Origin of the sequence: Streptomyces sp. NPDC008238, assembly GCF_042956445.1 — a bacterium.
GTDB lineage: Bacteria > Actinomycetota > Actinomycetes > Streptomycetales > Streptomycetaceae > Actinacidiphila.
The window spans coordinates 28,662-40,266 of record NZ_JBIBGK010000017.1 but is presented as its reverse complement, the minus strand read 5'-3'; the positions used below and the strand labels follow the sequence as shown (position 1 = coordinate 40,266).

Sequence of the window (11,605 nt, the reverse complement as noted above, 5' to 3'; positions counted from 1 at the left end):
TACCCTGGTGCCATGGACTACGTCTCCGCGCTCGTGCCCCCCACCGTGATGGCCATCGCGTTCACCTTCCTCATCCGGACGCTGATCAGGAGCCAGGGCGGGGTCAACAAGGCCAAGGAGGACGCGGTGGTCGACGCCGCGCTGTCCGGCGCGCAGCCCCCGGCCCAGCGGCCGGGCGGCACCGAGCACCGGGTGTGACCTCGATATTCCCGGCATTCCGGGCATTGCGCCCGTGAGCAACTAGTATTCGGGTGTGCCCCGTCCTTTGGGAGACCTCGAAGACGCCGTGATGACCCGGGTGTGGCGCTGGAACCGCCCGGCGACGGTGCGCGAGGTGCTGGAGGATCTCCGGCGGGAGCGTTCGATCGCCTACACGACGGTCATGACCGTAATGGACAACCTTCATCAGAAGGGCTGGCTCCGGCGGGAAGCCGAAGGGCGCGCCTATCGCTATGAGGCGGTATCCACTCGCGCCGCTTACTCGGCGGCACTCATGCACGAGGCGTGGGCCGCGAGCGACAACCCCGCCGCCGCCCTTGTCGCCTTCTTCGGCATGATGTCGGCGGAACAGCGAGAAGCGCTCCGTGACGCAATGCGGGTGGTGCAATCAGCTGATCCGGGTGACCCCGGCGAGACGGACGGATCGGCCGGGCGATAGCGTCCGCACATGCCCGCCGCATCAAATGACGTCACCATCCGCAGGGCGCGGACGGCCGACGTGCCGGCTGTCCGGCGACTGCTCGACGCGTATGTCCGCGACCGCATCCTGCTCGACAAGCCGACGGTGACGCTTTACGAGGACATCCAGGAGTTCTGGGTGGCCGAACACGACCACGACGCCGAGGTGGTGGGCTGCGGCGCACTGCACGTGATGTGGGAGGACCTCGCCGAGGTGCGCACCCTCGCGGTCGACCCCGCGCGGCACGGCACGGGCGTCGGGCATCTCGTGCTGGAGAAGCTGCTGCAGACGGCGCGCCGGCTGGGAGTGCGGCGCATTTTCTGCCTCACCTTCGAAGTGGACTTCTTCGCGAAGCACGGCTTCGTCGAGATCGGCGAGACGCCGGTCGACGGCGATGTCTTCGGTGAGCTGCTGAGGTCAAAGGACGAGGGCGTGGCCGAGTTCCTGGACCTCGAACGAGTGAAACCCAACACCTTGGGCAACAGCCGGATGCTGTTGCATCTGTGAGACCGCCCACGGTGGCCGCCCGGCACAACAGTATGTCCGAAACGTTCCGCGGAAGACCGCCGGGATGCCTACCGGGCCGGGAGCAGTTCGGGCAAGGGGTTTGAGTTTTCCGGGAAAAGGCGGTTTGCTTTTACCGGTAATCCGTATTCGATGAAAGGGAAGCCGGTGGCACAGAAGGTTCAGGTCCTTCTTGTTGACGACCTCGACGGCGGCGAGGCGGATGAGACCGTGACGTTCGCACTCGACGGAGTGACGTACGAGATCGACCTCACCACCGACAACGCCGACAAGCTGCGCGGTCTCCTCGGTCCGTACGTGGACGGCGGCCGCCGCACCGGTGGCCGTGCCGGCCGCGGGCGCGCCGCGAAGGGTGCCTCCCGCGGGGGCGCAGCGAGCCAGGACACCGCGAAGATCCGCGCGTGGGCGAAGGAAGAGGGCTACGAGGTCAACGACCGCGGCCGCGTCCCCGCGCAGATCCGCGAGGCGTACGAGAAGGCACACGGCTGATCGGTCCGGGCGACCCGCAGCCGGACCCGGTGGCAGGCGGTCGCGAGCGCGGAGACCAGGGGCGTGAGGCCCACGGTCCCCCCGGAGCGTCCGTCCGCCGCGGGGCCGGGCTGCGTGCCGAGCGTCATGGCGGGCAGGTGGAGCGGCGCGCCCGCGTGGCGTCCGCCGTCCCGGACGGGCGGCCGGAGCCAGGCGGGCGCGCCGTCGTCGTAGGCGGCCCCGGCGCCGCGCAGCGGCACGAGGTCGAGCGGGATGCCGCTCCACTCCAGCCAGTCCAGCAGGCCGGGCAGTTCCTCGGCGCTGCCGGGGGCGACGAAGAACCGCATCCGCTGCCCCGCCAGGGCGACCGGCCCCGTCCGGGGCGCCGGGAAGCGGCCGAGCACCTCGTGCCCCGCCTCCGCGGGGACGTCGAGCGCGTCCGCGTGTTCCAGGGTCACCGGGACCCGTGAGGCCTGCATGCCCTGCGCAACGCCCCCCGGGCGTCCGGGGTTACGAGGCGGGTCACCGGGAGTGCCCGGCGGCCGGTGTGCCGTCACCCTCCGTGAATCCACCCGACGCAAGTCTGTTCGCCTATAGCAGACAGCGGGCGTGCTCCCGGCATGGACTGTCCGTGCGGGCGGGTAAGAAATACCTAGTGGGAACGGACGACGGCCATGTCGGACAGGTGGGACGTTCGCCCTCGGCGTACTGGATAAAGGGCTATCCGCCTGGCCTGCGGGAACATCGTCTCGCACCATCGGGTTGAGGCTGTTGTCGACGGCGCGGGGGTTAACGACCTCGCCAGGTGTCGACGGTTGAAGTGAGCTGCCCCGCTGTGCGGGACTAGCATGCGGAAGGACAGGGAGGGGACACGCCCCTAACTGCCCGACCGCTCTGAGGAGCGATTAACGATGTTCGAGAGGTTCACCGACCGCGCGCGGCGGGTTGTCGTCCTGGCTCAGGAAGAAGCCCGGATGCTCAACCACAACTACATCGGCACCGAGCACATCCTCCTGGGCCTTATCCACGAGGGTGAGGGTGTCGCCGCTAAGGCCCTGGAGAGCCTCGGGATTTCGCTCGAGGCGGTCCGCCAGCAGGTGGAGGAGATCATCGGACAGGGGCAGCAGGCCCCGTCCGGCCACATCCCCTTCACCCCCCGGGCCAAGAAGGTCCTGGAGCTGTCGCTCCGCGAGGCCCTCCAGCTCGGCCACAACTACATCGGCACCGAGCACATCCTGCTCGGCCTGATCCGCGAGGGCGAGGGCGTCGCCGCCCAGGTCCTCGTGAAGCTGGGCGCCGATCTCAACCGGGTGCGGCAGCAGGTCATCCAGCTGCTCTCCGGCTACCAGGGCAAGGAGGCCGCCACCGCCGGCGGTCCGGCCGAGGGCACCCCCTCGACCTCGCTCGTCCTGGACCAGTTCGGCCGCAACCTCACGCAGGCCGCTCGTGAGACCAAGCTCGACCCGGTGATCGGGCGCGAGAAGGAGATCGAGCGCGTGATGCAGGTGCTGTCGCGCCGCACCAAGAACAACCCCGTCCTCATCGGCGAGCCCGGCGTCGGCAAGACCGCCGTCGTCGAGGGCCTGGCCCAGGCCATCGTCAAGGGCGAGGTCCCGGAGACGCTGAAGGACAAGCAGCTCTACACCCTGGACCTCGGCGCCCTGGTGGCCGGCTCCCGCTACCGCGGTGACTTCGAGGAGCGCCTGAAGAAGGTGCTCAAGGAGATCCGCACCCGCGGCGACATCATCCTGTTCATCGACGAGCTCCACACCCTGGTGGGTGCGGGCGCCGCCGAGGGCGCGATCGACGCCGCCTCGATCCTCAAGCCGATGCTCGCGCGCGGTGAGCTGCAGACCATCGGCGCCACCACGCTCGACGAGTACCGCAAGCACCTGGAGAAGGACGCGGCCCTGGAGCGCCGCTTCCAGCCCATCCAGGTCGCGGAGCCGTCGCTGCCGCACACCATCGAGATCCTCAAGGGTCTGCGGGACCGCTACGAGGCCCACCACCGCGTGTCCATCACGGACGCCGCCCTGGTGGCCGCGGCGACCCTCGCCGACCGCTACATCTCGGACCGCTTCCTGCCGGACAAGGCGATCGACCTGATCGACGAGGCCGGCTCCCGGATGCGCATCCGCCGGATGACCGCTCCGCCGGACCTGCGCGAGTTCGACGAGAAGATCGCCGACGTGCGCCGGGAGAAGGAGTCCGCGATCGACTCGCAGGACTTCGAGAAGGCCGCTTCCCTCCGCGACAAGGAGAAGCAGCTGCTCTCCGCGAAGACCAAGCGGGAGAAGGAGTGGAAGGCCGGCGACATGGACGTCGTCGCCGAGGTGGACGAGGAGCTGATCGCCGAGGTCCTGGCCACCGCCACGGGCATCCCGGTCTTCAAGCTCACCGAGGAGGAGTCCTCGCGTCTGCTGCGCATGGAGGACGAGCTGCACAAGCGCGTCATCGGCCAGAAGGACGCGATCAAGGCCCTCTCGCAGGCCATCCGCCGCACGCGGGCCGGTCTGAAGGACCCCAAGCGCCCCGGTGGCTCGTTCATCTTCGCCGGCCCGTCCGGCGTCGGTAAGACCGAGCTCTCCAAGACGCTCGCCGAGTTCCTCTTCGGCGACGAGGACGCGCTGATCCAGCTCGACATGTCCGAGTTCAGCGAGAAGCACACCGTCTCGCGGCTGTTCGGCTCCCCGCCCGGATACGTCGGCTACGAGGAGGGCGGCCAGCTCACCGAGAAGGTGCGCCGCAAGCCGTTCTCCGTCGTCCTCTTCGACGAGGTCGAGAAGGCCCACCCGGACATCTTCAACAGCCTGCTGCAGATCCTGGAGGACGGTCGGCTGACCGACTCCCAGGGCCGGGTCGTGGACTTCAAGAACACGGTGATCATCATGACCACCAACCTCGGCACCCGGGACATCTCCAAGGGCTTCAACCTCGGCTTCGCGGCCGCGGGCGACGTCAAGACCGGGTACGAGCGGATGAAGGCCAAGGTCGGCGAGGAGCTCAAGCAGCACTTCCGCCCCGAGTTCCTGAACCGTGTCGACGACATCGTGGTCTTCCACCAGCTCAGCGAGGAAGACATCATCCAGATCGTCGACCTGATGATCGCCCGGGTGGACGAGCGCCTCAGGGACAAGGACATGGGCATCGAGCTCAGCCCCGAGGCCAAGTCGCTGCTCGCCAAGAAGGGCTACGACCCCGTGCTGGGAGCCCGGCCGCTGCGCCGGACGATCCAGCGGGAGATCGAGGACGTGCTCTCCGAGAAGATCCTCTTCGGCGAGCTGCGCACCGGTCACATCGTGGTCGTGGGCACCGAGGGCGAGGGCGAGAACGTCAAGTTCACCTTCCGCGGTGAGGAGAAGGTGGCCGTCGCCGACGCTCCTCCGGTCGAGGCGGCCGGCGGGCCGAACCTCAGCAAGGAAGCATAACCGCAGGTAATCGCAGAGCGATCCGGCCCCGTCCGCACAATAGTGCGGGCGGGGCCGTCGTGTTTTGTGTTCCCCATGAACCCACCCTTGTTGCGCCGGTTGCATTTGTGGAAAGGTGAGCGATGTTCAGCACGGACCCTTCCTTCTCCGTGCTCCGGCCGGTGTCGTGCCGTCATTCCGGCAGGCATTCGAAAGGATCAGCCGAGAGTGAGGAGCGGCCGCCTTGCCCCTTCACCGGCGCCCCGGCCTCACCTCCCCCCACGTAGCTGCGTGCCGCGCCGGCGCATTGGTTCGTACTTTTCCCGGCGGGGCGAACGCGGAAGGAAACTCCCGTTGAAGGAATCCCCGCATCCGAATTCCGCGCACCCCGGCCGGCTGTTCGGCGTACCGGACGAGTCGCTGTCCGGAGAGATCGGAAAGGCCCTGGGAAAGGAGGGCGCGCACCAACCGTTCGAGGAGTTGCTGGCCCGCCATTGGCGGCCGGTCTCCGAGTACGCGGAGTTGTGCACGGTCTCCGGACACGCCGCCGGGATACTCGCGGCGGCCGCGTTCACCCGGGTCTTCGTCGACACCCTGCGACTGACCGGGCCCTCGGCCGCCTGGCGCCCCGAACTGCTGATCACCGTCCACAAGATCTCCGAGGAGTGGGCCGTCGACCGCCGGCGCGCCTGGCTCCACCGGCGGCTGCGGCCCCGGCCCGACCAGACCGACGCCCGCCTGGCCGTACCGGAGAACCGCCGGCTGGCGAACCGGGCCTTCATGCGGCTCCCCGAACCCGCCCGCTGCCTGCTCTGGCACGCCGAGGTCGACGCCGAGCCGCTGGACGTGCCCGCCGGACTCCTCGGCATCGACCCGGAACGGGCCGCGGGCCAGCTGCAGCTCGCCCGCACCCGCTTCCGCGAGGCCTGCGTCCAGGCGCACCGGGACCTCGCGCCCTACGAGGCGTGCCTGCAGTTCAGCCGTCTGCTGGACATCTCCGTCCACCGCGGCGGCGCCGGGCTCGTACCCGACCTGCAGCGTCACATCGCCCGGTGCGACCACTGCCGCTACGCGGCCGAGCAGCTCGACCACTCCGGGGACCGGCTGGGCGTGCTGATCGCCGAGGCGGTGCTGGTCTGGGAGGCGCGGGGCTACTACGACTCGCGCCCCACCCGCCGGGCGGCGCGTGACAACGATGCCCGGAACGGCTCCGGCGCCGCTCCGGGACGCCGCCAGGGCGGCCGCAGGCGCAGGGCCGCGAAGAACGGGCCCCGGCGGCTCGTCGCGACCCTGCTGGGACTCGGCGGCTTCGCCCTCGCGACCGCCCTGGTCGTCGGTCTCACGAGCGGTGGCGGCGACGGCGACGACCGCGCCGCCGCGACGGCGCCCACCGCGGCCACCGCATCCCCCACCGTCCCGGCCCCGGCCGGCGGCTCGGACACCGCGCCCGCCTCCGGCACGACCACCACCGGCCCCCTGCCCGAGGACGGGCTGCGCGGCCGGCTCCGGAACGACGACAACGACCTGTGCGTCGACCTGACCGGCCGCCGGACCGTCATCGGCACCGGGACGATCACCGCGCGCTGCGACTCCGGCGCCACGCAGTTCTGGTCGTACGAGCCGGACGGCCTGATGCGCAGCGTCGCCCAGCCGGCCTACTGCCTCAACTCGCACCGCGGCCCCGCGCTGGAGCTGGGCCTGTGCACGGCGTCCTTCGTCACCGGCGCCCAGGACGTGCGGTACGACCTCACCCTCACGGGCGACCTGATCCCTCGCTGGAACCAGCAGCTGGCGGTCGCCCCCGAGGGCGGCGCGCCCGGCGCGGAGGTCGTCCTCAGGCCCCGGGACGGGCGGCCCGTCCAGCACTGGGCCTTCGACACCTCGATCGCCCCGCCCCGCTTCCAGTCGGTGGCGTACACCACCGGCTCCCGGCTGCGCGCCGACTCCACCCGGGTGGCCGTGCCGCCCTCGGCGCCGCCGAGCCCGACGCTCTCGGCCACCGCCTCCCCGACGGCCGGCGGGGACGGCCCCGGCCGGGACCACGGCGGGCGGGGCCGCGGTCACGGCGGCTGGGACGGCTGGAGGGAACGGGACGAGGGCTAGCCTCCCCGACGCGGTCCGGGGAGGACGGTGACGCCTGTCGGCAGCCGCTCGGCCCCGGCGATTCGGTCGGGGGGCAGCGCGACGCGCACGGTCAGCGGTCCGGGGTGGGCGGCGAGCGGCGACAGGTCGAGCCGGCCGTCGGCCGGGGCGGCCAGCTCCAGTTCCCGCAGCGCGGCCGCCACGCCGGCCGACGCCCAGTCGGCGGGCAGCCCCGGGCCGAGCAGCGCGAGCCTGCGCAGACCCCGCTGGCCCGCCAGGAAGCGCAGGTCGGGCAGGGCGCAGTCCCGCATCCGGACCTCGGTGAGGTCGAGCCCGGCCACGTATGCGGCCAGCTCGTCCGCGGGCAGGTCGCCCCGCAGGTCCAGGCGGGCGGGTCGTAGGCCGAGCCGGCGCAGCTCGCGCAGCTGCCCGGCGGAGCGGACGGTGAAGTCCAGCCCCTCCGGGTCGAGACGGGCGATGACCTCCTCCGCGTACACGGCGGCGTCGAAGCGGTGCCAGGACCACATCAGCTGGGCGCGGACCCGCAGGAACGGGTGCCCGGCGAAGCCGCCCAGGTAGCGGGCGGCCCGGTCCGAGGGCAAGTGGCAGGCGGTGACCACCACGTGGAGGGCGTCCTCGTCGGAGAGCCCGTCGGGGCCGGGGAGCAGGTCCAGGACGAGCGGCCCGGCCTCGGCCAGGGCGCGGGCTTCCGCCGCGTCGGCGGGCGGCACCAGCGCCGCGGCGCGTGCCGCGACGGCCTCCCGCACGTCCGGGTCGAGGGCGGTCGCGTGCTCCAGGCAGGCCGCGGCGAGCAGGTGCAGCCGTGCCCGGGTGCGGCGGTCGCCGGCGCCGTCCCCGCGGTCGAGGAGTTCTCGAAGGACCGCGGCCCGCTCGTGCGGACGGGCGAGGGCGACCGCCATGCGCAGGACGTCCTCCCACCGGTCGTCCGCGGCGTGCGCGGCGAGGAGCCCGAAGTCGCCCTCCTCCACGGCGGCGCGGGCGCCCAGGTAGTCCTGGAAGGTGCGGTGCACGAAGTCGACCGTGCCGGGCGCGGGCCGGCGCAGGACGCCGCCGCGGTCGAGGAGGTGGGCCAGCACGGTGGCGGCGTCACCGAGCGCCGCGGCCTCGGGGACGGTGGGCAGCGCCCGCGCCACGACGGCCTCGGCCCGGTCGAGGTCCATCTCGGTGCGGCCGTTGCGGACCAGCCAGTGCGCCAGCCGCTGCAGCAGCTCCGTCTGCGCCTCCTCGCGCAGCGGCACGACCGCGGTCCGCCGTTCGCGGTCCCGGCGGACCAGCAGCATCGACAGCGCGGCGGCGTACAGGTCCTTCCTGGCCCGGGGCAGGTAGCCGCGGCGGTCGTGGTGCAGGGCGCAGATCAGGCCGCACATCAGGGGGTTGGTGGCGAGCCGGGCGAGGTCGGGCTCGGTCCGTACGGCGGCGAGCAGCCCTTCGGCGTACCCGGCCGCCTCCGGCCCGGCGGCGGCGTGCCAGCGGCGGACGAAGGCGGCGACGCCGGCGGGACCCATGGGCGTCAGGGCCAGTTCGGTGAAGCCCTCCGGGGCCAGCCAGTCCTCCCGTACGGCGGAGGGGCGGGAGGTGACCAGCCAGCGGTTGCCGGGATGGGCGTCGAGCAGGTCGCCGAGCCACTCTCTGGCGCGGCGGCGCCCGGCCCCGGGGATCTCGTCGATGCCGTCCACCAGCAGCAGCCCGCGGCCCTCGGTGAGGACGCGGGCCTCCCAGCCGGCCGGCTGGGTACCGGCGAGCGGGCAGCCGGCGGCGGCGAGGAAGTCGCGGGGGACGGGGAGCGGCCCGCCGTGGCCGGCGAGGGTGCGCAGCGGGAGGACGAACGGGATCCGGTCCTCCAGGTACGCCATCGGCCCGTCCGGGTCCTGACGCGCGCAGGCGATGGCCAGCCACTGCACGAGCGTGGTCTTGCCCGACCCGGCCTCGCCGCGCAGCAGGACCCGTTCGTGCGCGGCGAGCGCCCGGTCGGCGGGGTGCGGGTCGGCGGCCCCCTGCGGCACGCCGTCCGCGGGCCCGGCGGAGGGTGCCGCCTCCAGGCTGAGGTAGGCGGTGTCGAGCGGCCAGCGGTCCGGGGTGTCCGCCAGGTCGAGGCCGTGGATCGTGAGCCGCCCGTACTTCTTCTCGACGTACCGCAGGTAGCGCCGCTCGAAGGCGGCGTCCTCGCCGCCCGGCAGCGGGCTGCGCGAGAGCAGTTCGTCGACGCGGGCGGTCAGCTCGCCCAGTGCCCGGCTCTGCTCGACCAGGGTGGCGGCGACGAAGGTCGAGCGCTGGGTGAAGAAGTGCAGGATGTGCAGGCAGGCCGTGTCGAGCAGCCGTTCGTGGAAGTACGCGCCGTCGGCGCTGAGTTCCCGCTCCGGCGAGCCGGCCGCCCGGTGCAGGGCGCGGGCGAAGGCGGTGTGGCCGAGGTCCACGGCCTGCAGGTCCGTGAGGTCGAGGTCGCCCAGGGCCCGCAGCGAGGCCGCGAGGGCGTCCGCGACGGCGGTCTCCTCGCCGGCGCCGACGGGGCGCTCCCCGGCCCGCAGGGCCCGGCGCACCAGCGCGGCGGCCAGGGCGCGCAGGTCCGCCTCGGTCAGGGTGCGTTTCTCGCCCCTGAAGGAGACCCGGGAGGAGATGCGGACCGGCCGGTCCACGAGGCCGGCGCCGGGTCCCTCGGCCACGAAGAGCCGCTTCACCAGAGGTCCCGCCACGGCCGACGCCAGCCGTACGCCCACGGCCGAAGGATCCACGTTCCCGCCCCCCGTCGTACGGAGCGCGCTTTTCGCATTCCCCGCGCCCCGCGAGCTCCCGGATTTCTTCTTCCCGTGTGACCCGGGCCACGGGACCTAGGTCCCGAAGGGCAATTCCCTTTGGTCCCGGGGCCGGTGACGTGACCCACGTGACCTGGGCCACGTACGAATCACCTTAGGGGACGGAGCCCATGCCGCAGGCGGCCGAGCGGGGTCCGCCGGGCGCCGGCTACGAAAGAAGGCAGTGGACGGGGGGGTTTGTCCTGGGCCGGAATGCCGGGTTACCAAGGGATCGCGGCGAACACGTCGCAAAAGTCTTGTCCGGCTATTTCCGCGAGGTAATTCCGAATGCGCATGCCCAAGATCTCGAACTCCGTCTTCCGTGGCCGTCGTACCGTCGTCACCGCCGGTGTGTGCGCCTCGCTGGCACTCGGTGCGGCAGGCACGGCGATGGCGGAGACGCAGAGCGAGAGCCTGCTGGGCCTCGGCGCTGCCGGGAAGCTGGCGGACGTCACCCGGGCGCAGGCCGACGTGCAGCAGCGCGCCGCCCAGGCCGTGAAGGCCGACCGCCACGCGCACGCCGAGCTGCACTGGAAGCACCAGAACCACCTGTCGCGGTCCGCGAAGAGCGCCCCGCAGCAGCAGAGCAGCAACAGCGGCTGGTCGGTGCCGGTCAAGAAGTACGCACTGTCCGCCGGTTACATGCAGGACGGCGCCCGCTGGGCGCACAAGCACTCCGGCCAGGACTTCGCCGTGCCGATCGGCACCAACGTCCACGCCGTGAGCTCCGGCACCGTCGTCGAGGCCGGCTGGGGCGGCGCCTACGGCAACAACATCGTGATCCGCCACGCCAACGGCATGTACTCGCAGTACGGCCACCTGTCCGCGACGCAGGTGCGCGTCGGCCAGCACGTCGGCGAGGGCCAGCAGATCGCGCTGTCCGGCAACACCGGCAACAGCACCGGCCCCCACCTGCACTTCGAGATCCGCACGACCCCGTACTACGGCTCATCCGTCAACCCGCTGCCCTACCTCCGGGCTCACGGCGTGTCGGTCTGACCCCCGTAGGTCCTGGCGATCAACTCCTGGGCGACCTCGAGGACGGCGGCACGCTTGTCCTCGGGGTCGCCCTCGAGGTTCTGCATGGCGAACATCCCCGCGTGCATCGCGAAGACCGCGGTGATCGATCGCACCTGGTCGGTCAGCGGCGCGTCCGGGTCCTTGAGCAGGGAGTGGACGGCGAGCAGCTTCGTCTTGAAGGTCTCACCGATGCTGAGGTCGCGGACGGTGGCCTGGTTCTCCTGCACGAAGCGGAACAGCGGGCCCGCGCTCCACAGCGCGTCCGAGTAGCGGCGCAGCACCTCGCACTTGGTCTCCAGGGTGCGCGGCTGCTCGTTGGCCCAGGCGATCAGCTCGTCGACCGGTGAGGCCAGGTCCTCGACGATGCTGTTGAGGATGTCCTCCTTGGTCTTGAAGTGGTAGTACAACGCCGCCTTGGTCACGTCCAGGTGCTCGGCGATCTCGCGCAGGGACGTCTTCTCGTATCCCTGCTCGGCGAAGAGCTCCAGCGCGACGTCCTGGATGCGGCGTCGCGTATCACCTCTGCGTGCGTGGGGCGTTGCCATGGGCGCACTTTAACTTACTTGACGCCCGGCTAGTAAGCCGCATACTGTCAGGGTGCCCCAGGCAACTAG

The 11,605-nt window shown here is 71.7% G+C and carries 10 protein-coding genes; 7 read left to right on the top strand and 3 right to left on the bottom strand.

Going from position 1 to position 11,605, the window contains the following annotated elements; translation table 11 throughout:
• The first annotated feature begins 12 nt into the window (after nt 1-12).
• The 4 genes from ACFZAU_RS28220 (at nt 13) to ACFZAU_RS28205 (ending at nt 1,693) form a co-directional block, all read left to right on the top strand.
• A complete protein-coding gene (locus ACFZAU_RS28220; protein WP_500554455.1) occupies nt 13-198 on the top strand; it encodes a hypothetical protein in 186 nt (61 codons plus the stop codon).
• Nucleotides 199-253: 55 nt separating this feature from the next.
• Entirely contained in the window at nt 254-658 is a 405-nt protein-coding gene (locus tag ACFZAU_RS28215) for a BlaI/MecI/CopY family transcriptional regulator (RefSeq protein WP_499610819.1), read from the top strand.
• 9 nt (nt 659-667) lie between these two features.
• The gene (locus ACFZAU_RS28210) at nt 668-1,186 is read left to right on the top strand and encodes an amino-acid N-acetyltransferase (RefSeq protein ID WP_499610821.1); all 519 of its coding nucleotides are present in this window, start codon (nt 668-670) and stop codon (nt 1,184-1,186) included.
• A 165-nt stretch (nt 1,187-1,351) separates the two neighbouring features.
• Nucleotides 1,352-1,693 (top strand): histone-like nucleoid-structuring protein Lsr2, encoded by a 342-nt coding sequence (locus ACFZAU_RS28205; RefSeq protein ID WP_500463762.1) that lies wholly within the window; start codon nt 1,352-1,354, stop codon nt 1,691-1,693.
• Here ACFZAU_RS28205 and ACFZAU_RS28200 read toward each other — a convergent pair.
• Nucleotides 1,624-2,151 carry an SCO3374 family protein gene (locus ACFZAU_RS28200; protein ID WP_500554454.1) on the bottom strand — a complete coding sequence of 176 codons (528 nt, stop codon included), beginning with the start codon at nt 2,149-2,151 and terminating at the stop codon, nt 1,624-1,626. The two genes, ACFZAU_RS28205 and ACFZAU_RS28200, sit on opposite strands and share 70 nt — an antisense overlap.
• Nucleotides 2,152-2,583: 432 nt before the next feature.
• Between ACFZAU_RS28200 and ACFZAU_RS28195 the strand changes: the two genes are divergently transcribed.
• Nucleotides 2,584-5,100 (top strand): ATP-dependent Clp protease ATP-binding subunit, encoded by a 2,517-nt coding sequence (locus ACFZAU_RS28195; RefSeq protein ID WP_018559555.1) that lies wholly within the window; start codon nt 2,584-2,586, stop codon nt 5,098-5,100.
• A gap of 333 nt (nt 5,101-5,433) precedes the next feature.
• Entirely contained in the window at nt 5,434-7,182 is a 1,749-nt protein-coding gene (locus ACFZAU_RS28190) for an RICIN domain-containing protein (RefSeq protein WP_500554453.1), read from the top strand.
• On the opposite strand, the gene ACFZAU_RS28185 is transcribed toward ACFZAU_RS28190, so the two are convergent.
• Nucleotides 7,179-9,896, bottom strand: coding sequence for an NACHT domain-containing protein (locus ACFZAU_RS28185; protein WP_500554452.1), 2,718 nt, complete (start codon nt 9,894-9,896; stop codon nt 7,179-7,181). The genes ACFZAU_RS28190 and ACFZAU_RS28185 overlap by 4 nt on opposite strands.
• A 363-nt stretch (nt 9,897-10,259) precedes the next feature.
• On the opposite strand from ACFZAU_RS28185, the gene ACFZAU_RS28180 reads away from it, so the two are divergent.
• Nucleotides 10,260-10,970 (top strand): M23 family metallopeptidase, encoded by a 711-nt coding sequence (locus ACFZAU_RS28180; protein WP_500554451.1) that lies wholly within the window; start codon nt 10,260-10,262, stop codon nt 10,968-10,970.
• Here ACFZAU_RS28180 and ACFZAU_RS28175 read toward each other — a convergent pair.
• A complete protein-coding gene (locus tag ACFZAU_RS28175; protein WP_500554450.1) occupies nt 10,952-11,536 on the bottom strand; it encodes a TetR/AcrR family transcriptional regulator in 585 nt (194 codons plus the stop codon). The two genes, ACFZAU_RS28180 and ACFZAU_RS28175, sit on opposite strands and share 19 nt — an antisense overlap.
• Between the last annotated feature and the right edge of the window lie 69 nt (nt 11,537-11,605).

Excerpts from the sequence above, each read along its gene's own strand:
- ACFZAU_RS28210 (WP_499610821.1), top strand. The coding sequence starts at position 668 with ATGCCCGCCGCATCAAATGACGTCACCATCCGCAGGGCGCGGACGGCC.
- ACFZAU_RS28175 (WP_500554450.1), bottom strand. The coding sequence starts at position 11,536 with ATGGCAACGCCCCACGCACGCAGAGGTGATACGCGACGCCGCATCCAG.
- ACFZAU_RS28200 (WP_500554454.1), bottom strand. The coding sequence starts at position 2,151 with ATGCAGGCCTCACGGGTCCCGGTGACCCTGGAACACGCGGACGCGCTC.
- ACFZAU_RS28180 (WP_500554451.1), top strand. The coding sequence starts at position 10,260 with ATGCGCATGCCCAAGATCTCGAACTCCGTCTTCCGTGGCCGTCGTACC.
- ACFZAU_RS28220 (WP_500554455.1), top strand. The coding sequence starts at position 13 with ATGGACTACGTCTCCGCGCTCGTGCCCCCCACCGTGATGGCCATCGCG.
- ACFZAU_RS28195 (WP_018559555.1), top strand. The coding sequence starts at position 2,584 with ATGTTCGAGAGGTTCACCGACCGCGCGCGGCGGGTTGTCGTCCTGGCT.